The sequence below is a fragment of the Nonomuraea helvata genome (assembly GCF_039535785.1).
Classification (GTDB): domain Bacteria; phylum Actinomycetota; class Actinomycetes; order Streptosporangiales; family Streptosporangiaceae; genus Nonomuraea; species Nonomuraea helvata.
Map to the genome: position 1 here is coordinate 1,581,511 of NZ_BAAAXV010000001.1, position 24,883 is coordinate 1,606,393.

A 24,883-nucleotide genomic window follows, 5' to 3' on the forward strand; every position below is an offset into this window, starting at 1 on the left:
GTCATGCCGGAGGCGACCCGCTACTCGGGCGACATCGTCGACTCGCACCACCACATCTGGCGGGCCGGGGACCTGCCCTGGCTGTCCGGACCGATGGTGCCGCGGATCTTCGGCCCGTACGAGCCGATCAGGCGGGACTACCTGATCGACGAGTACATCGCCGACGCCACGGCCTCAGGCATCAGCGAGTCGGTCTACGTTCAGACGAACTGGCCGCTCGACCGGGTTGTGGACGAGGTGCGCTGGCTTCACGAGGTTCATCAGGAGGCAGGCCGGCCGATGGCCGTCATCGGATCGGCCGACATGTTCGACGAGAGCGCTCCGGACACCATGCGACGACAGGCCGCGCTCACGCCGCTGGTCCGGGGGATCCGTCAGCAACTGCACTGGCACGAGCGCCCGGAGTTCCGGTTCGCCACTGCGCCCGATCGTATGAAGGATCCGGTCTTCCGCAAGAACATCGGCGCGCTCGCCGACCACGGCTGGCTGTTCGAGCTGCAAGTCTTTCCCGAACAGATGCCGGATGCGGTCGAGCTGGCGGCGGCCTTCCCTGACGTCACCTTCGTCCTGGTGCACGCGGGCATGCTCATCGGGCTCGAGTGCCTGGAGTCGTGGCGGGCCGGGATGGCCGCGCTGGCCGAGCGGCAGAACATCGTCGTCAAGCTCACCGGGCAGGGCACCTTCGTCCACCGGGTGGATCCCGACCTCATCTCCTTCGTCGCAGACGAGGTGATCGGCTGGTTCGGTGCCGGCCGAGCCATGTTCGGCACCAACTTCCCGGTCGAGAAGATCTGGACCACGATGCCGCACCTGGTCGACGCGTGGAAGAACGCACTGAATCATCTCCCACCCGCCGACCAACACGACATCTTCGCCGGCAACGCACGACGGGTGTACGGGCTGGAGGGCTGACCTGAAACTGCTGGGACTCGGGCCGCGGGGCTCGGAGGGCTTCGACCGGCAACGTCAGACGGTCCCGGTCGCCAACGGAATTGATGTCAAAAGGAGTATCTCGGCATGGCACTTTTCGTCCTGACCTACGGCTACAACGACACCCCGCTGAGAGCGGAGTGCCGCGACGACCATCTCGCACACCTGAACAAGCTCTTTGAGCAGGGCAACCTCGTCGCGGCCGGCCCTTACACGGACCTGACGGCCGGCATGATCGTCCTACAGGCCGAGGACGAGACCGCGGCGCAGGCGCTCGTCGACCAGGACCCGTACACACGACTACAGGTCACCAGGGATCGCCAGCTGCGCCAGTGGCGCGTGACGGTCGGCTCGCTCGGCTCTGGCTAGAGTTCACCCCATCTGCACCGCGGCCTTCCTGTCCAGGGGGATCGAGGAGATGTCCTGGCCGCCGAAGACCAGCTCTCCTATGCCGGGAAGGGCGTCGCTGGTGTCTCCTCTCGCGATCGTTCACCGGGAGGGTGGGCGGCGTGATGGGTCATTCGGAGGAGAAGGCGGTGTCGAAAGCCGCGGCCGGTGGGGTGATGGCGTTGAGCGAGCGGATGTAGGCGAGGGATTCCGGCGCGCCGTGCAGCGGTGGCCACCACCGGCCCGGAGCGCGAGGACCTCGGCCGCGCGGAATGCCTGCGCCTGATCGGGCAGCGCGGCTCGGGCCGGATCACCTTCGACGACACGCTGCTCCCCGTCGGCTACGCGGTGCGCCCCCACACGGTGACCCTGCGGTCACTGCACACCGACCACGCCGTCCACTCCGACAACACCGACCACGGCGACCTCGCCGACAGGACGTCCTTCGCCTCAGGGGCGGCCGTCGTCCTCCAGGTGCACCAACATCGACCCGCACCGGCTGCACGGCTGGAACGTCCCCATCCAGGGCCCGCCCGCCCGCTGCACGCGGACGGGCTGCCCGGGCTCCGCCTCGAACTCGTGCCGCACCAGGTCACCGGACACCTGGTCTACGAGCCATCCCTGTTCTGAGGCCCTATCTCAGGCCGCCGACGGACAGGCCGCCGCGCCAGTGTCGCTGAAGCGTGAAGAAGGCGATGACGAGCGGGATGACCGACACGAGCGCGCCCAGGATGATGAGGCTCCAGAGGGACGTGCTGCCCGCGTTGTTGGCCGAGGCGATGCCCTGCCACATGCCGAGCCCGACGGTGACGGGGAAGAGGCGGTTGTCGGAGAGCATGGCGAGGGGCAGGAAGTAGTTGTTCCAGGAGGCCACGGCGGACAGGAGCAGCACCGTGACCACCGCCGGCCGCATCAGCGGAAAGGCGACCTGGACGAACGTCCGGATCTCCCCCGCCCCGTCGGCCCGCGCCGCGTCCAGGATCTCGTCGGGGACCGCGTCACGCGCATATACGTGCATCAGATAAACGCCGAACGGGTTGAGCAGTGAGGGCAGGATCACCGCCCAGATCGTGTTGGTCAACCCCAGTTGCGAGAACATCATGAAGGTAGGAATCACCAAGGCCGTCGCGGGCACCATCAACGCGCCGAGCACGAGGGCGAAGGAGAAACGCCTGGCGGCGAAGCGGTATTTGGCGAATCCGTAGCCGGCCATGACGGACAGAACCGTGGCCCCGACCCCGCCCGCGATCGCGTACAGGGTGGAGTTGAGGATCCACCTGCCGTAGATGCCATTGTCGTAGGTGAACAACTGCCGCAGGTTGCCGAGATAGTCGATGTGGCCGGCGAACCACAGGGTGTTGCCGCCCCCGAACAGTCCGGGGGCGTCCTTGGAGCTGTTAACGATGACCCACCAGAACGGCACCAGGAAATAGACGACCAGAAAGCCGAGGAGCACCTGCAGCGGGAGGTGGCGTGACGGCCGGCGGCGGGCGCCGGCCAGGGAGCGGTCACTCATCACAGAAAGCTCCTCCGCTTGCGAGTGAAGAACAGGAAGGCGTAGACGCCGACGAACACGATCCCGCCGAGAGCGAAGGAGATCGCCGATCCGTAGTTGAAGTTCGCGAGTGCGAACGCCTGCTGGTACGCGTACATGTTGGGGGTGAAGTCAGGACCGATCGTGCCGGCCGCGAGGGAGCGCAGGATTTGCGGTTCGTTGAAGAACTGCAAGGTGCCGATGAGCGAGAAGACCAGGATCAGGACCAGCGCGGGGGTGATCAGCGGGATCTTGATCCGCAGCGCGATCTGCCACTTGCCGGCGCCGTCCATGCGGGCGGCCTCGTAGAGCGCCGGGTCGATGCCCTGGAGCGCCGCGTACAGGATGATCATGTAGTAGCCGGCCCACTGCCAGGTGACGACGTTGACCAGGCCGTAGAAGATCAGGTTGGTGCTCAGGAAATCAGGCGGCGTGGCGCCGAACCAGTCGAAGACGTCGGCGAGCGGCCCGAAGCTCTTGCTGTACAGGAATCCCCACATGACCGCCCCGATGACTGTAGGAATCGCGTAGGGAAGGAAGATCATGAGGCGCGCGAAGCGGGTGAACAGGGAGGTCACGGCGTCCAGGATCAACGCCATCGCGAGCGCGACGATGATCTGCAGCGGGATGGACACCAGCGAGAAGCGGATGACGAACCACGACCCCGAGAGGAAGCTGGGGTCGGTGAACGCCTTCACGTAGTTGTCGAGAAAGACGAAGCTGGTGCCGCCGATCAGCTTCTTCTGGAAGAGACTCAGATACAGCGCGTACCCGAGCGGCGCGATGAGCAACGCCAGGAAGACGATCCCGAATGGCCCGACGAAGAGCCACCCCATCAGATGCTCACGGAGGCGCACCTTACCGCGGATCTTGTGCGTCTTCTCTTGGGTGCTGGACACACCCTCTTCTAGCAGGAGGGACATCTTGGGCTCCGGGAAGTCGATGCGGGGAAGCAGCGGGCGGGCCGGCCGGCCTCAGACGGCGCGGCCCCACCCCGCTCGTCACTGAACGGTGAAACCTTGCTCCTTGGCGTACTTCACCACGTCTTCCTGCAGCCGGTCGGCGGCCTGCGCACCGGTGACGGAGCCCTCGATGAGCGCGCTGACCTGCTTCGTCAAGGCGTCGAAGTAGTACTGGCCGAACGGGCTGTAGGTCATGCCCTTGTAGGCGTTCGCCGCGGGCACGTAGACCTCCTTGTTCGCCTGCTGGCCGTCGAAGAACGCCACCTTCAGGTTCACGAACTCGGGCGAGTTGAGCGCCTTGAGGTTCAGCGGGAAGATGATCTGGTTGGTCCAGCCGTCGGTGAGCGACTCCTTGTCGGCGTAAAGGCCGTACGCCACCTTCGCCGCGAGTTCGGGGTTCTTCGCCTGGCTCGTCACGGAGAAGGCAGACCCGCCCCAGTTCACCTGCACCGGGTTGGCGGGATCCCACTGCGGGAGCGGCGCCACCGCGAACTTGCCGGTGTCCTTGCCCTTGCCGACACCGGCACCGGTGAGGTAGCCGGGCGCCCACGCCGCCGAGATGTACGTGGCGTATTTACCGTTGATGACGCCGGAGATGTACTCGGGGGTGAACTGGTCCTCTGTCCCAACCAGCCCCTTCTTCGCCAGGCGCGCCCAGTAGTCGAGCACGTCCTTGGAGCCCTGGTCGTTCAGCTTGACGCCGACCTTTTCCGGCTGCGCCGGGTCGTAGGCGAACGGAGACGCGCCCTTCTGTATCTGCAGTGCCATCGTGAGGGCTGAGACGTTCGCGGCGAAGTCGCCGAAGTGCGGGCCGCCCGCGTCCTTCATCTTCTGCGCGGCCTGCTCGTACTCGTCCCAGGTCTTCGGCGGCTTGATGTCGTACTTCTCGAAGAGGTCCTTCCGGTAGATCATCGCCATCGGACCACCGTCGACCGGCACGCCATAGACCGCCTGACCGACGGATACGTCCTTCCACGCGCCCTCGCTGTAGTCGGCCTTGACGCGGTCATAACCGTACTGCTTGATGTCGACGAGCGACTTCTGGATCTGGAAGGTCGGGATCCGGTCCATCTCGATCATGATGACGTCGGGCGCCCCGGTGCCCGCCGAGATGGCCGTCTGGAACTTGTCGTACTCGTCGCCGCCCTGGCCGACGTTGGTCCAGCAGACCTGCACCTCACCGTTCTGCTTGTTGAAGTTGTCGACGACGAGTTGCGTGTTGGGGTACCAGCCCCACATCGTCACGACCGGCAGGTTCTTCTTGGGGATCGTGTTCGTGCAGTTGCTGGCGACGGCGTTTCCGCTCGGGTTGCCCGCGCTGCCGGCCTGCTGGCCGGAGGAGCAGGCGGCGAGCGCGGAGGTGGTGGCGAGCAGGGCCGCCGCGATGATCCTGTTTTTCGTCATTGGCTTGTTTCCCTTGGGGATCGCTGTAGGAGAGCGATCGAACGGGACGGGGAACAGGTGACGCCACCCGTACCCCGCCCCCGTGTCGATTCTCTTGTGAGCGCTAACATCACCCCGGGTGCGATATGTCGCCCGGGTCGGGCTTCCGTCAGCGCTTGAACAGGCGCGGTGCCAGGTCGATGAGGTTCTTCTGCCACACGTCCCAGCCGTGCGGCCCCGGGGTGACCCCGTCGAACTCGTAGCGGATACCGAGGTCGTTCAACGTGGTCAGGGACGTCATGAACGACGGGTAGACGAAGTCGGTCTGGTCGCCGACGTACAGGCGCAACAGCTTGGTCCCGTTGTTGATCGCCTGCGCGTCGACGCCGGCGCCGCTGCCGAACCCGGCCGAGAACGCCGCGACGTACGCGAACTGACCCGGGCGCGCCTTGAGCAGCGTGAGCGTCTGCCCACCTCCCATCGAGAGGCCGGCGAGGGCCTGCCGCGACGGGTCGCTGGAGATGTGGTACCGGGCACGGGCCGCCGGAACGATGTTCTCCAGCAGTTCCTTGGTGAAGTCGGACACGTTGCCGTTGCCCATCACCACCACCATCGGCACCAGGTCCCCGTCGAGGAACCGGTGGTCGAGGATCTGCTTGGCGCGGCCCATCTCCACCCAGTCGGTGTAGCTCTGGCCGCTACCGTGCTGGAGGTAGAAGACGGGGTACGGCTCGGCGCGGTTCGGGTCGTATCCCGGCGGGGTCCAGACCAGCGCGGTCCGGTCCTGGTTCGCGACGGTGCTCCGGTACGTCAGGCTCTCCACCTTTCCGCCCTGGCCGGCGGGCACGTCGGAGAGCAGCCGCGACCTCTCGCCGTTGACGAGGAAGGTGCTCCAGGTCGGCTCGGAGGTCACCTTCGTCGGGTTCGACACGTCCTTGACCGAGACGCCGTCCACCATCAGCCGGTAGTAGTAGAACCATGGGTCGAGCGGACCCACGGTCGCCCGCCACCGGTCGCCCTCGCGCGACAGCCGGACGCGCAGCCAGCTGCCGTTGGGAGCCAAGTTCGCCCACACCTTGACGCGTTGGGCGTCCTTGAAGTCGGTCGTCGTCTCGAAGGTGACGAAGCGGTCCTCGCTCACGAACGGCGTCGGCGTGGTGCCGGGGGCCGGCGGGTTGAACTCACCCTTCAGCCGCCCGTGACCGGCGCTCGGGCCGTGGTCCGACACCTTGCGGAACAGCCGCGGCACGAAGTCAATGAGGTTCTCCTGCCAGGCGTTCCAGTTCGCCCCGGCGTCGGGGTTGACCCCGTCGAACTCGTACGTGATCCGGGCGCGGTCCAGCGCCTTCGTCAGCCGGCTGGTCGCGTTGTACGCGGGATCCGTCACGTTCCCGGTGTACAGGCGCAGCAGCTTGATCGCGTGCGCGTCCGGCCGGCCGACGCCGTCCGTCAGCAGACCCGAGAACGAGCCGGCGTAGGCGAACTGAGCCGGGTGGGCCAGTGCGGCACGTAGCGCCTGCGTCCCACCCTCGGCCACCCCGGCGATCGCCTGGTGCGCCGCGCCGCGGAGCACGCGGTAGCGCTCCGTGACGGTCTTCTGGAGCTCCTTGTCTCCGGCCGCCGCGTCACCGTCGCTGATCACGACCACCATCGGCTTCATGGACCGCTGAGCCGACAGGTTGTCGAGGATCTGCTTGGCGCGACCGAGGTCGAGCCAGTCGGTGGCGCTCACACCGGTGGCGGACTGCAGGAACAACACCGGGTAGGCGTTGAGGCCCTTGCCCGAGTACGCCGGCGGCAACCACACCAGCGCCGACCGCTCCTGGCCCTTGGTCCGGTAGGTGAGGGTCTCGACCTTGCCGCCCTGCCCCTGAGGCACGTCCGCGAGCAGGCGCACCGAGTCGCCCGCCACGAAGAAGGTGCTCAGGAGCGGCTTGGACGCGACGCTCGTACCGTTCGTCGGGTCCTTGAGACCCTTGGTGTCGTCGCCCGTGACCTGGTAGGTGTACAGCCCCGGCTTGAGCGGGCCGAGGACCCCGGAAAAGGCGGTGCCCCGGCGGGTCAGGCCGAACTCCGCCCAGGTGAAGGAGGGCCCGAAGTTCCCCTCGATGACGACCCCGGACACCTGGCCCACGGCTGCCTCGACGGAGGCCACCGGAACGGTGAACGACGCGTAGCCGTCCTCGGAGACGCTGAGCCATGGTGTGTCCGCCGCCGCCGGCCGTGGCGCGAGCAGCACTGCCGCGATCAGCATGGCTCCGGCGGCGATCGCCACCGTGAATCGGCGTACGCCAATAGGCCGCGAGCTGCCGTGATAGGCTAATGAACGCATGTTTAAACTCCCTTGATGGTTGGCTGCGGATGGCACCCGCCTGGCCGACCTGACTTATTGGTGAATGTGCTGTGGGTTTCTGTGTGCACGTACCTCCATGGGTAACGGGGTTTGCATCTGAACGCTCGGTGGCTCGAGCGTTCAGATGTGTCCGGGCGCCACACTATGTGTAGCGCCCCGCTTTCAGGGCGTTCTGGGTGCCGCGGTGGAGCCGCGTACCACCAAGCGGATGGGAAGCACTATCTGGTGTGGGCCCTCCCAGTTACCGTTCACCAGCGACCTCAGCATGCGGGCGGCCTCGAACCCGAGCCGGTACATCGACTGGTCCACCGTGGTCAGCCCCGGATCGCACAGAGCCGACTCCGGTATGTTGTCGAACCCTGCAAGCGACAGGTCGCCGGGAACGCTGAGCCCCAGTTCCTTCGCGACCTCCAGGGCCTTCAGGGCCATCCCGTCGCTCGCCGCGAAGATCGCCGTCGGACGGTCCTCCCTGTCCATCAGCGCCCGTGCGAGCGGGACCGCGGACTCGGGGTTGAAGTCGCCCCTGGCGATCAACGTGGGGTCTACCGGCACCCCGGCTGAGGCCAGTGCTCTGCGGTATCCCTCTTCGCGCAACCATGCCGCCTCCAGATTGGACCTGCCCGCGATGAATGCGATCCGCCGATGCCCCAGGGCGAGCAGATGCTCGACAACCGTGGTGCCCCCCGCGAGGTTGTCCGCCGTCACCGACGGCACCGTCGAGTCCCGCACCGGATCGATGGCCACGATCGGGGTGTTGCTCCGCATGTCGCCTGAGGGCGTGATCACGATGCAGCCGTCGGTGAGCGTGCCCGACAGGCGGGCGAGATGCCGCCGCTCCCAGCCCTCGGAGTACGTTCCGTAGAGGTCGCTGTTGGCGTAGATGATCAGGTCGAAGCCCGACTGGGTCAGCGCCTCCGCCACGCCCTTGAGCACTTCGGCCGTGTAGGACTGGAAGCTGTGGCTCACCAGGCCGAGGACGTTGGTGCGGCTGCGCCGCAGGCTGGTGGCCACCAGGCTCGACTCGTAGCCGAGGTGCTCAATGGCCGAGCGGACCTGTGCGATTGTGCTCGCGCTGACGCCGTAACGGCCGTTGACCACCCGCGACACGGTCGCGGTCGAGACGCCTGCTAATCGCGCGACATCGCTCATCGTTACGGGCGTGCCGCCCTCAGCCATGCAGCCCTCACTAGTTGCAATCGTTATCGGTTACGTTTGCAGCGTCACCGTAAGCGATAACTTTTGCTGATACAAGGCCTTTTCGGCCGACCGAACATCACGAATTAGACCAGCTGGAACGCTGGGCGTATCAACGACGAGGCGGGCCCCGTCGAGTCGCAGACGCTGAGGGTCGTCGCCGGCCGCAGGTGCCGCGAGGCGGGCTGGACACCGTCCGCCATGCCGAGCACGGTCTCGACGGCCTGTCCGGTGCCAAATCTCGCTCATAGCGCTGGCCCGGCTTTCTGGACGCTGCCCGGCACCGCGAACATGCCGGCTGCCATCTGCACCATCAGTGCCGCCGTCAGCGAGAGCACCAACCACGTGCCGATGGCGGTCAGCGCGGCCGTGGCGGCACGCCGCAGGCGTCGATCTGGTGCTGGTCGGGCAGTTCGTGGATCAGCGCCACCGCCTGTCACACGAGGCCGCGCTGCGCATGCCAAACCGGCTGAGGTGAGCCGATCAGTTCGGTGGAGATCCACCAAGCCACCAGGCACCCGACGATGACTGTCACCGTCGGCATCAGCAACTGCTTCTCACGCCGCACCCAGCGACGTAGCCCACGCCGCCGCCATTGGCCTGAGCCGGGGACTCGGTCACCCCACCTGTCCAGCCATCGCCTCGCGGCGGACAATGCCATCACCGCACCCCCAGACGTGGTGCCCCGCCTGGCGGCTTCCGGTCGTCTTTCACCTCTTACCGTGAAGTTGCCCGCGTTGGGTAGCGGGCGCTCCGTTCTCGAGCAGCATTTTGCCCTGAGCAGGCCCTTCGACGACACAGCGGCGGATCGAGCGCCGACGTCGCTGTCTCATGACCAGACGTACGGGTCCAGCGCACGCTCGCTGTCGTTGACCTTGCCCTCACCCTGAGGAATTACCCGCCGGCCCCAAGCCCAGATCAGCGGCGATAACCGGCCATGGCCTCCAGCCGTGCGATCCGGCCGGCGATCGGTGGATGGGTGGAGCGGATTGCGCCCAGTGGCGAACGCGTTCGGCTGCAGAACCGGCGAAACGTACAGCCGGGGGCATGAGCTGGTACGCCTCCTCCGACAGTTCGTGGATCATCTGGTGCAGCGCGGGCCAGTCCCCTGCGGGGTGGGCCAGGCCTGCCTGTGCCCGAGCAGCCGCCATCCGATCGCGTGGCGAGCAGAGGCACCAGCAACGCGCCGAATCTCGTCATAGCAGTAGGTCGAAGACACGGATTGTGCGTGTCCACTCCTTGCTCGCCGGGTTCTTGCGGTCAGGCTCTATGGTTCTGATCGCCCTGGCGAGCGCCACGGAGAGCCCACCCGCCACAGCCGGTAGCCGGGCCTCGGCTTCTTCGCTGAGCGACAGATCCAGCGGAGGCAGTGCCGCGAGGTCCGCCAGGATCGATGCCAGATCCAGTTCCTCGTCCAGGTCCCGGAAGTCGTGCATGCTCTCCTGCAGTCCTTTGGTGATGGGCAGATCCCAGGGCTGGATGATGTCGCGCCGGTTCGACTTCGCGGCGGCCTCGGCGACGACGAGCATGTCGTACAGCTTCCGGTTGATGAAGTCGCTGTATCGCTTGAGATCGGATTTGTCCACGTCTAGTCCCGCGGCGGCGCGGAAGAAGTGCTCGAACCTGGAAACCGCGATCACTGGCATCCGGATCACCGTCCTTCCTGTCGATTCCCTGTCTTGGTGAACCTTTCGTGCACCAGGCGTACCGCCATGGCGCCCTCCCCGACGGCGGACGCGACCCGTTTGGTCGATCCGCTGCGGACGTCGCCCACGGCGAAGACGCCCTGCCGCCCGGTCTCCAGGGGCAGGGCCTCCCAGTGCGACGACGAGCCCTCGCCTGTGATGACGAAGCCCCGGTCGTCCAGCGGGACGGCGCCCTCCAGCCATCCAGTGTGCGGATCCGCGCCGATGAAGACGAACATCGCGTTGGTCTCGATCTCGATGAACTGCCCGGTCTGGTTGTTCTGGGCGCGCACGGCCCGCAGAGAGCTGTCGCCGAGGAGCTCGCGTACTTCGGTGTGGAACATGATTTCAATGCCGGGAGTCCTGGTGATCGCATCGGCGAGGTAGCGGGACATACTTCCGCCGAGGTCGCCGCCGCGGACGAGCAGGCGCACCGACGAGGCGTTCCTGGACAGGTACAGTGCCGCCTGGCCCGCGGAGTTGCCGCCGCCGACGATGACCACCGGCGCCTGGCGGCACATGCGCAGCTCGAACGGCGTCGCCGCGTAGTAGACGCCGCACCCTTCGTACTTCTCCAGATCGGGGACGTCGAGTTTGCGGTAACGGGCGCCGGTGGCGATCAGTACGGCGTGGCCCCGTACGACAGGCCCTCCAGCGACGTGGACGGTGTAGTGGCCGTCGTCCGCCTCCAGCCCGCTCGCCTCGGCCGGGACGGTCAGCCGGGCGCCGAACTTGGCCGCCTGGATGACGGCCCGCTCGGCGAGTTCGGCGCCCGAGATGCCCGACGGGAAGCCGAGGTAGTTGTCGATGCGGGAGGAGGTGCTCGCCTGGCCGCCCGCGGCGACCGCGTCGAGCACGACCGTGGTCAGGCCCTCCGAGGCCCCGTACACGCTCGCGGCCAGGCCGGCGGGGCCCGCGCCCACGACGATCAGGTCGCACACGCCGTCGGCCGGCCGGGGCACCGGCAGGCCGACGGTCTTCGCCAGCGTGGCGACGGACGGGTTGCGCAGCACCTGGTCTCCGCGCCAGATCACGACCGGGGTCTCCTGCGGGGAGATGCCGAGGTGGCGGAGGAGCGCATCCGTCTCCTCATCCTCCTCCAGGTCGATCCATCGGTGCGGGAGCCTGTTGCGGGCGGCGAACTCGCGCAACCGGCGGGCGTCGGGAGAATAGCGGGAGCCGATGATGCGGAACCCGGCGTCCATCCCGATCAGCATGGTGCGGCGGGTCAGGTAGGCCCGCAGGACGAGGTCTCCGAACGCCGGGTCACCGGCCACCATCGTGCGCACCTGGTCGGCCGGAACAGCCAGGATCTCGCCGGGCTCCCGCACGACGGCGGTCAGGAACCCGGCCTGGCCGGTGAGGAGGCCGAGCTCGCCGAGAAAGCGTCCGGGGCCGTGGACGGCGATCGTCCGCTCCTCCTCGCCGCCGTACCCCTCGACCGTGGCCACCTTGCCCCGCAGGATCACGATGAACTCCCGGATCGGCTCACCCTCCCGGTAGAGCACGTCGCCGGGCGACACGGTTCTGCGCTCGCCGCATTTCGACAGCTCGGCGACGCGCCGCTCGTCCAGACGGGGATAGGCCCCATGCAGGTCCGGTGTCTCGGGCAGGGAGGCCGCCGACTCCATCATGACGGTGTCCTCAACGTCCCCTCGACCCATTCGCGGAGCTGGGCCGGCGGGGCCCCGCCCGCGCGTTGTGCCACGACGCGGCCTTCGTTGAGCATCATGAGCGTCGGCACGGCCGTGATCGTGAACCGCTGCGAAAGGGCCGGGGCCCGGTCCACATCGACCTTGACGAGCTTCACCCGTCCGGCCATCTCGTGGGCGAGTTGTTCGAGCGCGGGCGTGACCGCCCGGCACGGCGCGCACCACTGCGCCCAGAAGTCGACGAGTACGGGGAGGTGCACCCGTTCCGCGACTTCCGCGAAGGTGTCGTCGCCGGCGTCGGCGATCCACGGCAGCGGCTGATGACAGTTCCCGCAGCGGGGCCGGCCCTCGGCCGCGGCCGGAACCCTGTTCTGCCTCCCGCAGTTCACGCAGGTCACGACGGTGTGCATGTCACCTCCTCGGCGGGTGGAAGGTGACGTTGAGTTCCCCCTTGTCGGCGCCGACCGTGATGGTCGAGCCGTCGGGGACGTCGCCGGCCAGCAGGGCGCGGCCGATCCTGGTCTCGACCTCGCGGGCGATGAAGCGGCGCAGCGGCCTGGCGCCGTAGACGGGGTCGTACCCCTGGTTGGCGATGAGCTTGCGCGCGTCCTCGGTGACCTCCAGCGTGAGCCGCCGCTCGGCCAGGCGCTGCCTGATGTCGTTGAACATCAGCTCGACGATCCGCTCGATCTCCGCCTCGGTCAGCGGCTTGAACAGCACGACGTCGTCGATCCTGTTGAGGAACTCGGGGCGGAAGTGCCGGCGCAGTTCCGCCATCACCCCGTCGTGGGCCTCGGGCTTGATCTCGCCGTCGGGGGTGATCCCGTCGAGCAGGTGGTGCGAGCCGATGTTCGAGGTCATGATGATCACGGTGTTGCGGAAGTTGACCGTGCGGCCCTGCGCGTCGGTCAGCCGGCCGTCGTCGAGGACCTGCAGCAGCGTGTTGAAGACGTCCGCGTGGGCCTTCTCGATCTCGTCGAACAACACCACCGAGTACGGCTTGCGCCGCACCGCCTCCGTGAGCTGCCCGCCCTCCTCGTAGCCGACGTAGCCGGGAGGGGCGCCGACGAGGCGGCTGACCGTGTGGCGTTCCTGGTACTCGCTCATGTCGATGCGGACCATGTTGTCCTCGGTGTCGAACAGGGCCGCCGCGAGTGACCTGGCCAGCTCGGTCTTGCCGACCCCGGTCGGCCCGAGGAAGAGGAACGACCCGATGGGGCGACGGGGATCCTTGATGCCGGAGCGGGCGCGGATGATGGCGTCGGCCACCAGTCGCACCGCCTCCTCCTGCCCGACGACCCGCTCGTGCAGGATCTGGTCGAGCTTGAGCAGCTTGTCCCGCTCGGCCTCCTGCAGCCGGGACACGGGAATGCCGGTCCAGCGCGAGACGATGTCCGCGATCTCGCTCTCGGTCACCACCTCGCGCAGCAGCCGCTGCCCGTGCTGCCTGCTGCTCAGCCGCTCCTCCTCGGCGCGCAGCCGGCGCTCCAGCTCGGGGAGCTTGCCGTGGCGAAGCTCGGCGGCACGGTTGAGGTCGTAGTCGCGTTCGGCCTGCTCGGCCTCCCGCCGTACGTGCTCGATCTCCTGCCGCAGGCTCTGGACCTTGCGCAGGGCCGAGCGCTCGGCCTCCCACTGCGCCCGCATCGCGTCGGCCTCGGAACGCAGGGCGGAGAGCTCCGTGCGCAACTCGGCGAGCCTGGCCCGGCTGGCCGGGTCCTCCTCCTTCTCCAGGGCGGCCTCCTCGATCTCCAGCCGCCGCACCCGCCTGGTCAGGGCGTCCAGCTCGGCCGGCATGGAGTCGATCTCGGTCCTGATCATCGCGCACGCCTCGTCGACCAGGTCGATCGCCTTGTCGGGCAGGAACCGGTCGGAGATGTAGCGGTGGCTCAGCGTCACCGCGGCGACGAGAGCGCTGTCCTGGATCTTCACGCCGTGGAAGACCTCCAGCCGCTCGCGCAGGCCGCGCAGGATCGAGATGGTGTCCTCGACCGAGGGCTCGTCGATCAGCACCGGCTGGAACCTGCGCTCCAGGGCGGCGTCCTTCTCGATGTGCAGGCGATACTCCTCGACCGTGGTCGCGCCGATCATGTGCAGCTCGCCGCGGGCCAGCATCGGCTTGAGCATGTTGCCCGCGTCCATGGCTCCCTCTGTCGCCCCGGCTCCCACCACCGTGTGCATCTCATCCACGAACAGCAGGATTCGGCCCTCCGCCGCCTTCACCTCGTTCAGCACGGCCTTGAGGCGTTCCTCGAACTCCCCGCGGTACTTGGCGCCCGCCACGAGCGCGCCCATGTCCAGGCTGAAGACGGTCTTGTCGTGCAGCCCCTCGGGGACGTCGCCGTTGGCGATGCGCTGGGCGAGCCCTTCGACGACGGCCGTCTTGCCGACGCCGGGGTCGCCGATCAGCACCGGGTTGTTCTTGGTCTTGCGGGAGAGGATCTGGATCACCCGCCGGATCTCCGTGTCGCGGCCGATCACCGGGTCGAGCTTGTCCGCACGAGCGTCGGCGACCAGGTCGCGTCCGTATTTCTCCAGCGCCTCGTACGCGACCTCGGGCATGGCCGAGGTGACGCGCTGGTGACCGCGTACGGAGGTGAGCGCCTCCAGGAACCGGTCCCTGGTCAGCCCCTGCTCGTGCAGCAGCCGACCGGACACGGTCGTGGGTCCTTCCTCGATCAGGGCCAGCAGCAGGTGCTCGACAGAGATGTACTCGTCCTTCAGCCGCCTCGCCTCCCGGTCGGCGGCGTCGATCAGCCGCGACAGGCGCTGGGTGACGAACACCTGACCCGGCGCGGCGCCCGGCCCGCTGACCTTGGGCCGCCGCGACAACTCGGCCTCCAGGTCGGCGTGCAGGCGCCGCGGATCGGCTCCGGCCTGCTCCACCAGCCTGGGTGCCAGACCTTCTGGCTGGTCGAGCAGGGCCATCAGGAGATGCTCGCCGTCGACCTCGGTGTGACCGAAGCGCAGGGCCTTGGTCTGGGCGTCGTGCAGGGCTTCCTGCGACTTCTGCGTCATCCTGTTCGGGTCCACTCCAGCCCCCTAGCGTCGTGAGAGGCCGCGCAGGGCGGCCTCCAGCTCCTCGATCCGGTCGAGGAGGTCGATCACCACGCCGATCGCGGCGTAGTTGATGGACAGTCCCTCGTGCAGCCGCTGGATCCGGGCCGCGGTTGCCACCTGGGAGGGGGCGAAGCACAACTCCCCCCTGGCGTTCCTGGTCGGCTCCAGCAGACCGAGCGTCACCAGCCGGCGCACGGCCTGCGGGTGCAGGCCCGTGGCCCGCGCGTAGGAGTCCAGGTCGAGTCTGATCGGGCGGACGATCGCGTACGTCATGAACGCCCCCTCGGGTCGAAGTGAGAGACGGCGGCGAGCTGCTCGAACAGGCGCCGCTCCTCGTCCGTGAGCCTGGCCGGCACCATGATCCGGACGTCGGCGAAGAAGTCGCCGGGCGCTCCGCGCGGATTTGGCATACCGCGGCCCTTCAACCGCAGGCGGCGGCCCGAGGACGTGCCCGGCGGCACCTTCACCTTCGCCTCGCCGCCCGGGGTGTCCACCGCGACCGTGGCGCCCAGCGCCGCCTCCCACGGAGCGAGCGGCAGCGAGGCGTGGATGTCGCGGCCCTCCACGCGGTAGCGGGGATGGGGGGCGATTCGCGTGATCAGGAGGAGGTCGCCGGCCGGCGCTCCGTCGCTTCCATGCCCGCCCTGGCCGGCCAGCCTGATCCGCTGACCGTTGGTGACCCCGGGTGGGATGTTGACCTCCAGTCGCCTCCCGCCGGGTAGCGTGATGGTGCGCCGCCCGCCGTGGTAGGCCTCCTCAACGGAGAGCGTCAGCTCCGCCTCCTGGTCGGCACCGGGCACGGGGCCCCAGTGCCGTCTGCCCCGGCCGCCGAACATGCCGCCGAGCAGGTCCTCCAGGTCGACTCCCTCGCCGAAGCCGAAGTCCCCGGGCCGGGCCTGGCGCCACTGGCCGCCCGCGCCGGCCCGCGCGCCGGCGCCCGCACGGGCGCGGGCCCACTCGGCGGGGTCCACATCGGGCGGCACCTGGCGGAAATCGTGCCCGAACGCGTCGTAGCGGCGGCGCGTCTCAGGATCGGAGAGCACGGAGTACGCCTCCGAGATCTCCTTGAACTTGTCCTCGGCGCCGGGATCCTTGTTGACATCAGGGTGATAGGCGCGCACGAGCTTGCGGTAGGCCCGCTGGATCTCGTCGGCGTCGGCGTTCCTGTCCACGCCGAGCACCTCGTAGTAGTCGCGCCGTGGGGCCATCACTCCACCTTCTTCGCGACGGCCACGATCGCCGGCCTGAGCTGCCGCTCGGCATCGCCGTAGCCGGGACGGAGCACCTCCACCACAGTGCCCGGGTCGGCATCGGCCCGCTCGACGGTGGCTACCGCCTCGTGGCGGGCGGGATCGAAGGGTACGTCCACCTCGTCATGGCGGGGGTAGCCGAGCTTGGCCAGGAGGTTGACGGCCTGGTCACGCACGGCCCGTATCCCGTCGAGTACCGCGTCCGCGCCGCCGTCGCCCGCGTGGCTCAGCGCGAGCTCCAGGTTGTCCAGGATGGGCAGCCACTCGGCCGCCACCCTCGCCCGTTCCTCCGCCCTGATCCGCTCGGCGTCGCGGGCGATGCGCTTGCGCAGGTTGTCCAGGTCGGCGACGGCACGCAGCCAGCGGTCCTCCAGCTCCGCGAGCTTCGCGTCGGTCTCCGCGGGCGAGATGGCTTCCTCACCCTGCGCGCCGGCCTGGGCCTGGGGTGTGTGCTCGTTCATGTCACTCGGGCTCCGACGTCGTGAACTCGGCGTCGATCACGTCCTCCTCACCGCCAGGGACACCTTCCGTCCTGTCCTGCGGCGGCACGCTGGGCCCGCCGCCCGCGGCGGCTCCGAGGCTGTGATAGACCTGCTGCAGCTCGCCGCTGAGTGTGCGCAGCCGGTCGATCGGCGCCTCTTCCTTGATCGCCTGCCGGGCCTCCTCCACGAGCTGCCCGGCCCTCGCCTTCTCGTGCACGGGAACCGCGTCGCCCAGCTCCTCCAGCCGGCGCTCCACCTGGTACGCGACCGAGTCCAGCTCGTTGCGCGCGTCGATGGTCTCGCGGAGTCTGGCGTCCTCCGCACGGTGCCGCTCGGCGTCGGCGACCATCCGCTCGATCTCCGACTTGTCCAGGTTGGAGCTCTCGCTGATGGTGATCCGCTGCTCGGCGCCGGTGTCCTTGTCCCGTGCCGAGACGTTGAGTATGCCGTTGGCGTCGATGTCGAAGGTGACCTCGATCTGCGGCACCCCCCGCGGCGCGGGCCGGATGTTCTCCAGCCGGAAGCGCCCGAGCACCCGGTTGTCGGCGGCGCGCTCACGCTCGCCCTGCAGGACCACGATGTCGACGGCGTTCTGGTTGTCCTCGGCCGTACTGAAGACCTCGGTACGGCGCGCGGGGATGGTCGTGTTGCGCTCGATCACCTTGGTCATGAGCCCGCCGAGCGTCTCGACGCCCAGCGACAGAGGCGTGACGTCGAGCAGGACGACGTCCTGCACCTCGCCCTTGATGATCCCCGCCTGGACAGCCGCGCCGATCGCGACGACCTCGTCCGGGTTCACCGTCATGTTGGGCTCCTTGCCCTCGGTGAGCCGGCGCACGAGATTCTGCACGGCGGGCATCCGGGTCGCCCCGCCGACGAGGATCACTTCGTCGACGTCCACGGGCCTGAGCTTCGCGTCCTCCATCGCCTGCTTGACGGGGGCGATGCAACGCTCGACCAGGTCGGCGGTGATCTGCTCGAACGTGGAGCGCATGAGCGTGGTGTTGAGGTGCTTCGGCCCCGAGGCGTCCGCCGTGATGAACGGCAGACTGATCGTGGTCTGGGTGACCTCCGAGAGCTCCACCTTGGCCTTCTCGGCCGCCTCGAAGAGTCGCTGCAGGGCCTGCGGGTCGTTGCGCAGGTCGATGCCCTGGTCCCGCTGGAATTCGTCGGCCAGGTGGTCGACGATCCTGCGGTCGAAGTCGTCGCCGCCGAGGTGGCCATCGCCGGAAGTGGCGCGGACCTCGACCACACCTTCGCCGATATCCAGGATGCTGACGTCGAAGGTGCCGCCGCCCAGGTCGAACACCAGCACGGTCTCGTTCGTCTTCTTGTCCAGCCCGTACGCGAGCGCCGCCGCCGTCGGCTCGTTGATGATCCGCAGGACCTCGAGCCCCGCGATCCGCCCCGCGTCCTTGGTCGCCTGGCGCTGGGCGTCATTGAAGTACGCCGGAACGGTGATGACCGCCTCGGTCACCTTCTCACCGAGGTATTTCGCCGCATCGGCGGCCAGCTTCCGCAGGACGAGGCCGGAGACCTCCTCCGGCGCGTACTGCTTGTCGCCGACCTGGAAGCGCACGGCTCCCTGGGGTCCCTCGACCACGTCGAAGGAGACCGCGTGGATCTCGCTCTTGACCTCGTCGAAGCGGCGGCCGATGAATCGTTTCGAGGAATAGATCGTTCCCTTCGGGTTCAGTATGGCCTGGCGGCGGGCCATCTGGCCTACCAGCCGTTCGCCCTGATCGGTGAAGGCCACCACGGACGGCGTCGTCCGCGAGCCCTCCGCGTTGGGCAACACCGTGGGATGGCCGTCCACCGTGGCGGCGATCACCGAGTTCGTGGTGCCGAGATCGATGCCGACTGCTTTCGCCATTACTCGCTCCCTCGTACTGCTATCCACTCATCGCCCGGAGCAGCTCATGGGCCCTGGCCACGTGTTCCGAATCGACGAGAACCTCATATTTGTCGGCCACGAGGGTGCTCTCGGAGACGAAGTCCCGCCGGCCGCCCTGGAGGGCGTGCGAGACCAGCCCGAAGATCGCTCCCGCCACCGCGCCCCACACCAGCCCCCAGAGCACCAGAGGCAACGCTGCCGCGGCCGTGATCGAGAAAATCGCCAGGAACAGACCGATGAGCAGCCCGAACCAGGCTCCGGTGGCCGCGCCCCATCCGGCCGCGCGCAGAAGGGTCATCCGCGCGAGAACCCGCTCCACCGAGCGCAGCCCGGCGCCGACGATCAACGTCCCCTGCACGGGGAATCCATGGTCGGCCAGGTAGTCGACGACTTTCTGCGCCTCCTCGTAGCTGCGGTAGCTCCCGATCGGTTCCCGGTTGGCGGTGGCGGGGCCTGACGACGCGACGGGCACGACTCCTCCTCTCCCCGCCTCAGGCGGAGACCTCGATGTGCTTGGGCTTGGCGGCCTCCGCCTTGGGCACGGTGATGGTCAGCACACCGTCGGACAGGCGCGCCTCCACGCGGTCGGCGTCGACGTCTCCCGGGAGCGTCGTGCGCAGCTCGAACTGGCCGGTCCTGCGCATCTTGCGGTGCCGGCGCTGACGCTCCTGCTCCTCGATCTGCCCGGTGACGATCAGCTCGCGCTCGGACAGCTGGACGTCGATCTGGTCCTTGCGCGCTCCGGGGACATCGATCTCCACGACGTAGGAGTCTTCGGTCTCCGACACGTCCGCCATGGGCACCCAAGCCCCCATGCCGCCATCGCCGGGAAGAGCGCCCAGAGCCTCGCCCAGAGCCGCGTTCATGAGCTGTCCCAGCCTGTCGTAGGCGTCTTCGATCTCGCGGGCGGGGAACATCTCGCCGCCCCTGCGACGTACTGTGAGCAGTGCCATCTGGACCTCCTGGATGGCTTCCTGAACAGGCCGAAAAATGTAACGACCTACATGTCCGAACCTGGCCCAGGTGTCTCGCGGGCACATCCCCCAGGTGAGTAGTCATCGCCGCGACTCCGTGCGACCCGTGCGCCGCGGCCGCCGCCGGGCGAGGCGTCCCTCGACTGCTCCGCCGCGAGCCGCGCGAGCTCGACCCGGGATCTGATGCTCAGTTTGTGGAAGACGTGCTTCAGGTGGAACGCGACCGTGTGCACACTGATGAACATCTGTTCGGCTATCTGCGGGTTGGTGCATCCGTCCGCCGCAAGCAACGAGATGGCGTGCTCGGTCTGGGTCAGGCTGTCCCAGCCGGAGACCGGGCGTTCGGCGTAGCTCCAGTGGCGGTGGCGTACCCCTATTCCGCGCAGTCTCCGGCGGATGCGCGCGGAGTCCCGCAGGGCGCCGATGTCGTGATACAGGCCCAAGGCGCGGTCCAGGCTCTCGGCCGCCGCCACGCGCTGCCCGATGGTGGAGAGCAGCATGCCGAGATCCTCCTCGGCGGAGGCCCGCGCCCACACGTCCTCGGTCCGCCCGGCGGCCAGGGCCAGCGCGTCGCGATCCCCGTCGAGCAGGCCCCTGGCATGCGCCGCGGCGGCGGCAAGCGTGGGAAACTCATGGTTGGCCCGGCCGAGGGCCTCGGCGGCGGCCACCACGTGCTCGGCCGCCGCCCGGTCGCCGGCGGCCAGGGCGACCCGGACCATCCAGGGGCCGGCGGCGGGCTCCATGCTGAGCAGCAGCGGGCGGGGCAGCTCTGCGAGCAGGGGCATAGCGCTGCGCGGCCCGTCTCGTGCCTCCGCGAGCTGCGCGGACAGCAAAGCGTGCCGGAAGCGAGCCTCGGCCGTGCCCCCGGGCTGTTCCGCGACGTGATGCGCCACCTCCTGCAGGTCGCCGCGTCGGAGCGCGACTGCGGCGAGCACGGCGCGGGCCGCCACAGCCGACAGCGGCGTGATGAGCGCACCGGCCAGGTCCAGGGCCCTGTTCGCCTGGGTGACCGCGTTATCGAAACGGCCCGCGAGCAGCTCCAGGCGGGCCTCCAGCGCCGAGGCGTCCGCCGCCCAGGCCAGATGGCCGTGGCCGAACATGTCCTTGCGTGCCTGGCGGAGCATCGTCCGTGCCTCGTCCAGCCGGTGGATGTCGACGAGCACGGCGACGGTGGCCAGGCAGGCCTCGTAGCGGCGGTCCTCGGGCGCGTCGGCGGCGGCCAGCCGTCCGGCGCTCTCCGCCAGAGCCAGCGCGGCCGTGAGCCTGCCCTCGTGCCGCTCGGCGGTGGCCAGGGCGACCAGCGCGGCGGTCCTGGCTGCGGAACCGTATCGATTAGTTCCGTCGATGACCTCCTGCGCGAACGACCGCAAGCCGGCGCCCTCCCGCAGGCGCACCGTGGCGTACAGATGCACGAGGGTCGCCCGCTCGCGTACGTGGCGGGGGAGGCCCGGCACCGCCAGCACCGTCTCGGCCTCGCGGATCGCCTCCTCACCCCGGCCCGTCAGGTACATGGTGTCCGCGAGCAGGCAGCGCAGTTCGGCCACCCCGTACACGGAGCCGTGCTCGGCGAGGCGGCCGCGCACCATCTGCTCGGCCTCGTCCAGCCGGCCACTGGCGACCGCCGCGTCTATGTCGGAGGAGGCCGGGCCGGTGAGCAGGCCGGCCGACCCCGGCCGCTCAGAGCCCATGAGAACGCCGGACTGGTCGAGCAGGGTCTGCCGCACCGATGAGGGGATGCCCGCGGCGACGACGTCCCCGACGAGTTCGTGACGGAAGGTGAGGCCGTGCTCGGTCACGAGGAGGATGCCCGCGGCCGTGGCCTCTTCCGTCATCGGGAGCAGCGCGGCGGGCGTGGTGTCCAGCAGCGACGCGGCGTGCTCCAGCGACAACGAACGGCCCAGTACTGCGATCGTCTCCATCAGGCTCCTGGCCTCCGCGCTCAGCGTGTCGATCCAGCGCCGCACCACCATCCGCAGCCGGTCGGGCACGCGGGCCCGCGCCCCGTCCCCCAGCAGCCCTTCCTCGCGCAGCCCCGCGAACAGCTCGGTAATCAGCAGCGGATTGCCTCCGGCGGCCGCCGCCAGCGCCCGCGTCGCCGGGTCCGGCGACCGCCCGAGCGTGTCCTGCGTCAGCGCCGCGACCGCGTCCGGTGACAGCGGCGCGAGCGTCACCCTGTCGGCCCCCTCCCATTCCAGGATGTCGAACAGCGACACGGCCTGGCCCCTGTCCGGCACTGTCGAGCGGCTCATCATCCAGCCGATGGGCCAGTTGACCAGCCGGTCGTGCAGGCTGTGCAACGTCCTCAGCGTCATTGGGTCCGCCCGTTGCAGGTCGTCGAGCACGGCCAGCACCGGTGACGTGGCCAGCAGCTCGAACCCTGCCCGCAGCCGCTCCAGGACCGGCGGACCGAAACGGGCGGCGGCGTCGCCCGCTTCCGGCTCAGAGCGCAGATCGAGGGCCTCCAGCAACATGCCGCACGGGGCCACCTCGCCCATCTCCTCCACCCTGCCGTGGACAACCCCGATGCCGCGTTCGGACGCCTCGGCGACGGCTTCGGCCAGCAGCCGGCTCTTCCCCGATCCGGGTTCTCCGTCCACCAGCAGCGTCCCGCCCGCACCTCGCCGCAACACCCGCAGCAGGCCATCGACGTGACGCCACTCCCGATCGCGTCCCCGCATGCTGTCCCCCCATGGACCGCCTGCCACGACGGGGAACGGTGAATCCCAAGCCCGCCAAGATCTTTCACACCCGCGGGGGACCACTACCCGGCTGGGGGATGTTGGCTGCGGGGGCTCGTTGGGATGTTGGAGCGGTGAGGTCTGGGTCCAGGGGACGCGCGGGGAAGCGCGTCATGTCGGTGAGGCGCGTGCTGACATCGCTGGGGGCCGGGGTCGTCATGGCGGCCGGTGCCTGGCGGCTGGGGGTCCCGGAGTTGTCGCCGCTGCTCGGCTGGGGTGTGGCCGCGACGGTGGGCCTGGTCTGGGTGTGGCTGATCAGCTGGCCCAAGGATCACCATGACACCAAGCGGTTGGCCAAGGAGGAGGGCGACGCTCGCTCCACCGACACCGGCGTGCTGATCGGCGCGGTGGCCAGCCTGGGGGCGGTCGCGCTCGCCCTGGTCCGCACCGCCAGTCACACCCCGCTGACGACGGCCCTGGTCATCCTGAGCGTGGTGACGGTCGTCGTGTCGTGGGGCCTGGTGAACACGGTGTTCGCCTTCAAGTACGCCAGGCTCTACTACGTGGACGAGGAGGGCGGCATCGACTTCGGGCAGGAGGATCCGCCGGCGCACAGCGACTTCGCCTACCTCGCGTTCACGATCGGCGTGACCTTCGGCGTCACCGACAACCGTGTGGTCAGCACGCACATCCGCAAGGTAGCCCTCGCGCACGCCCTGCTGTCCTACTTCTTCAACACCGGCATCCTGGCCGTGGCCATCAACCTCGTCACCGGCCTGGGCCAGTAACCCCTGATCAGGGCGATCCGCTCGGGGTAGGGCCTGGACATGCGCATCGCCCTGGTCGCCGATCCTGACCTGCCCACCGAGCTGGCTGTGAGGGTGGCGCGCGACCTACCCGGCCGGTTGCGGGAGCGGCTCGGCCCGGGCTTCGACGGGCAGGTGTGCGCGTACACCGCTCCCCTGGCGGCGGAAGAGCAGGTCGACATCTCAGCCATGCTCACCGCTGTCCGTCCGCACCTGCCCGAGTCCGGCTGGGACGTCGGGATATTCCTCACCGACCTCCCTCGCCGGCTGGGCCTGGACGCGGTGAGCGCGGAGGTCAGCACCGGCGACCGCGTCGCCCTGCTGTCGTTGCCCGCCCTCGGCACCTTTCACCTGGTCGGTCGGACCTTGGAGGCCGTGGTCAACGTCGTCGGCCTGCTGGTCCTCCCGCCCACCGGCCGTGACCGCCTCCCTGTGATCGGCCGTAGGGTGGAAGGAGACACCGAGCCCGGCCGGGTCGTCCCCGATCGCTATGTCATGCCCGGCCTGCGCGGGCGCGTGCGCCTACTCGCCGGCATGGTGCGGGCCAACCGCCCATGGCGGCTGTTCACCTCGTTGTCACGGGCGCTGGCGGGCGTGTTCGCCACCGCCGCGTTCGGCGTGATCAACGACACCGCCTGGCGGCTCTCCACCGCCTTGCTCTTGTGTACGGACCGTGTATCGCGGTAGATCATTTAGAGCCACCGCCAGTTCAGACCCAGCGATGGTCACCAGAGACGCAGACCCGCCAAAGAATCGGCGGGCCTGCTGAGTTCGGTGGTTCAGGTAGTGGCGTCGCCGGTGTGGTTCGGCAGGATGATCAGCCGGGCCGTCTGAGCGCCTGCGGCCCATACGGTGGAAGCGGCGCTCGTGTGGCCGAGGCGGGTCAGCTCGCCGTGGATCCGCCTGTGGCTCCACGTGGGATCGTCGGCGGCCATGCGCAGAACGAGTGCCTTGATCCGCGGTTGCGGTGGAAGGCCGTCCCGGGGCGACGGCGTTGGCTGTGGTCCCATTTCTTCGCCACGAGTTGGCGACTCCATGCCAGCAGCGTGGCCGGGGGGGTGATCGAGAAGATCTCTGCCCGGCGATGGCGAGATATCAGGGACGGGAGCGCCGCCAGCCACAGGCGATCGGATGGTTCGTAGCGCAAGGAGACCCCAACGCACTCAGCCGTAGACACCGAAGACGCACTACGTTCATTGCACTGTGTTGTCTACATGTTCCGGAGAGTGACACGGTGGAACCGCTACCTCAGGCGACGAGGTGTTCCAACGGCTCGACTCCACTCACGGCACAGCCTTCGCGTGCGTGTCGCGACAGCTCGCGAAGGTCGCGACCGCTGTTGAGGGGAGGCCGTTGGTGTGTCGCATCTCTGACCCGGGCGACTCGGATGAGGCGGCGGAGAGCGCGTCGGCCGACGCGAACCCCGCCGGTGATTCCTCGTCGGTGGTGAGGTGGTCAACGCGGGAAAGCACGTCGTGGTGGAAGGGATTGCGCACCGCTCTCAGCATCCTGGAGGTGGTCGCGGCCCTGAAACATGACGAGGCCCTTGTCGCGGCGACGAGGGCGCTCATCGCGGTTGGTGACATGATCGTCGGTTTTGGGGAGCAGAAGCGATCATGACGCCGGGCCCGGCCGTCATACGACGGCCGGGCCTGCTCCTCC

At 68.7% G+C, this 24,883-nt stretch carries 23 protein-coding genes; 6 read left to right on the plus strand and 17 right to left on the minus strand.

Annotated elements, in window-relative coordinates; genetic code table 11:
- Positions 1–3: 3 nt before the first annotated feature.
- From ABD830_RS07295 to ABD830_RS07305, 3 genes are all read left to right on the plus strand, one after another.
- Positions 4–912: an amidohydrolase family protein gene (locus ABD830_RS07295; protein WP_344985660.1), complete on the plus strand. Its 909-nt coding sequence runs from the start codon at positions 4–6 to the stop codon at positions 910–912.
- 105 nt (positions 913–1,017) lie between these two features.
- Positions 1,018–1,299, plus strand: a complete 282-nt coding sequence (locus ABD830_RS07300) for a YciI family protein (RefSeq protein ID WP_344985661.1) — start codon at positions 1,018–1,020, stop codon at positions 1,297–1,299.
- 246 nt (positions 1,300–1,545) lie between these two features.
- Positions 1,546–1,947, plus strand: coding sequence for a hypothetical protein (locus ABD830_RS07305; RefSeq protein WP_344985662.1), 402 nt, complete (start codon positions 1,546–1,548; stop codon positions 1,945–1,947).
- 4 nt (positions 1,948–1,951) lie between these two features.
- Here the strand turns inward: ABD830_RS07305 and ABD830_RS07310 are convergent, their stop codons facing one another.
- The 16 genes from ABD830_RS07310 to ABD830_RS07385 all read right to left on the minus strand — a co-directional run bounded on the left by ABD830_RS07310 (position 1,952) and on the right by ABD830_RS07385 (position 22,415).
- On the minus strand, positions 1,952–2,833 hold the full coding sequence (locus ABD830_RS07310; protein ID WP_344985663.1) for a carbohydrate ABC transporter permease: 882 nt from the start codon (positions 2,831–2,833) through the stop codon (positions 1,952–1,954).
- A complete protein-coding gene (locus ABD830_RS07315) occupies positions 2,833–3,750 on the minus strand; it encodes a carbohydrate ABC transporter permease (protein ID WP_344985664.1) in 918 nt (305 codons plus the stop codon). Before ABD830_RS07315 ends, ABD830_RS07310 begins: the two co-directional genes overlap by 1 nt.
- Before the next feature lie 102 nt (positions 3,751–3,852).
- Positions 3,853–5,217 (minus strand): ABC transporter substrate-binding protein, encoded by a 1,365-nt coding sequence (locus tag ABD830_RS07320; protein WP_344985665.1) that lies wholly within the window; start codon positions 5,215–5,217, stop codon positions 3,853–3,855.
- A 148-nt stretch (positions 5,218–5,365) separates the two neighbouring features.
- A complete protein-coding gene (locus ABD830_RS07325) occupies positions 5,366–7,528 on the minus strand; it encodes an alpha/beta hydrolase (RefSeq protein WP_344985666.1) in 2,163 nt (720 codons plus the stop codon).
- A 183-nt stretch (positions 7,529–7,711) separates the two neighbouring features.
- Positions 7,712–8,698, minus strand: coding sequence for a LacI family DNA-binding transcriptional regulator (locus ABD830_RS07330; RefSeq protein WP_344985667.1), 987 nt, complete (start codon positions 8,696–8,698; stop codon positions 7,712–7,714).
- A gap of 1,241 nt (positions 8,699–9,939) precedes the next feature.
- The gene (locus tag ABD830_RS07335) at positions 9,940–10,389 is read right to left on the minus strand and encodes a DUF1931 family protein (protein WP_344985669.1); all 450 of its coding nucleotides are present in this window, start codon (positions 10,387–10,389) and stop codon (positions 9,940–9,942) included.
- Between the two features lie 5 nt (positions 10,390–10,394).
- A complete protein-coding gene (locus tag ABD830_RS07340; protein ID WP_344985671.1) occupies positions 10,395–12,062 on the minus strand; it encodes an FAD-dependent oxidoreductase in 1,668 nt (555 codons plus the stop codon).
- Positions 12,059–12,490: a thioredoxin gene (trxA, locus tag ABD830_RS07345; protein ID WP_192791799.1), complete on the minus strand. Its 432-nt coding sequence runs from the start codon at positions 12,488–12,490 to the stop codon at positions 12,059–12,061. Before trxA ends, ABD830_RS07340 begins: the two co-directional genes overlap by 4 nt.
- Position 12,491: 1 nt before the next feature.
- Positions 12,492–15,095 (minus strand): ATP-dependent chaperone ClpB, encoded by a 2,604-nt coding sequence (gene clpB / locus ABD830_RS07350; protein ID WP_344985675.1) that lies wholly within the window; start codon positions 15,093–15,095, stop codon positions 12,492–12,494.
- A 24-nt stretch (positions 15,096–15,119) separates the two neighbouring features.
- A complete protein-coding gene (locus ABD830_RS07355) occupies positions 15,120–15,410 on the minus strand; it encodes a chaperone modulator CbpM (protein WP_344985676.1) in 291 nt (96 codons plus the stop codon).
- Positions 15,407–16,345 (minus strand): DnaJ C-terminal domain-containing protein, encoded by a 939-nt coding sequence (locus ABD830_RS07360; RefSeq protein ID WP_344985678.1) that lies wholly within the window; start codon positions 16,343–16,345, stop codon positions 15,407–15,409. The genes ABD830_RS07355 and ABD830_RS07360 overlap by 4 nt, the downstream gene beginning before the upstream one ends.
- Positions 16,345–16,848 carry a nucleotide exchange factor GrpE gene (locus ABD830_RS07365; protein ID WP_344985680.1) on the minus strand — a complete coding sequence of 168 codons (504 nt, stop codon included), beginning with the start codon at positions 16,846–16,848 and terminating at the stop codon, positions 16,345–16,347. Before ABD830_RS07365 ends, ABD830_RS07360 begins: the two co-directional genes overlap by 1 nt.
- 1 nt (position 16,849) lies before the next feature.
- Positions 16,850–18,742, minus strand: a complete 1,893-nt coding sequence (dnaK, locus tag ABD830_RS07370; protein ID WP_344985683.1) for a molecular chaperone DnaK — start codon at positions 18,740–18,742, stop codon at positions 16,850–16,852.
- A gap of 19 nt (positions 18,743–18,761) precedes the next feature.
- Entirely contained in the window at positions 18,762–19,235 is a 474-nt protein-coding gene (locus ABD830_RS07375; protein ID WP_344985685.1) for a YflT domain-containing protein, read from the minus strand.
- Positions 19,236–19,254: 19 nt separating this feature from the next.
- Complete coding sequence (locus ABD830_RS07380; RefSeq protein WP_344985686.1) at positions 19,255–19,716, minus strand: Hsp20/alpha crystallin family protein; 462 nt, start codon at positions 19,714–19,716, stop codon at positions 19,255–19,257.
- A gap of 47 nt (positions 19,717–19,763) precedes the next feature.
- On the minus strand, positions 19,764–22,415 hold the full coding sequence (locus ABD830_RS07385; protein WP_344985687.1) for a helix-turn-helix transcriptional regulator: 2,652 nt from the start codon (positions 22,413–22,415) through the stop codon (positions 19,764–19,766).
- 173 nt (positions 22,416–22,588) lie between these two features.
- Between ABD830_RS07385 and ABD830_RS07390 the strand changes: the two genes are divergently transcribed.
- Entirely contained in the window at positions 22,589–23,203 is a 615-nt protein-coding gene (locus ABD830_RS07390) for a DUF1345 domain-containing protein (protein ID WP_344985690.1), read from the plus strand.
- Between the two features lie 39 nt (positions 23,204–23,242).
- Entirely contained in the window at positions 23,243–23,908 is a 666-nt protein-coding gene (locus ABD830_RS07395) for a hypothetical protein (RefSeq protein ID WP_344985691.1), read from the plus strand.
- A gap of 92 nt (positions 23,909–24,000) precedes the next feature.
- Here ABD830_RS07395 and ABD830_RS07400 read toward each other — a convergent pair whose 3' ends face one another.
- On the minus strand, positions 24,001–24,156 hold the full coding sequence (locus ABD830_RS07400; protein WP_344985692.1) for a hypothetical protein: 156 nt from the start codon (positions 24,154–24,156) through the stop codon (positions 24,001–24,003).
- Between the two features lie 370 nt (positions 24,157–24,526).
- Between ABD830_RS07400 and ABD830_RS07405 the strand changes: the two genes are divergently transcribed.
- Complete coding sequence (locus ABD830_RS07405) at positions 24,527–24,841, plus strand: hypothetical protein (protein ID WP_344985693.1); 315 nt, start codon at positions 24,527–24,529, stop codon at positions 24,839–24,841.
- The last annotated feature ends 42 nt before the right edge of the window (positions 24,842–24,883 follow it).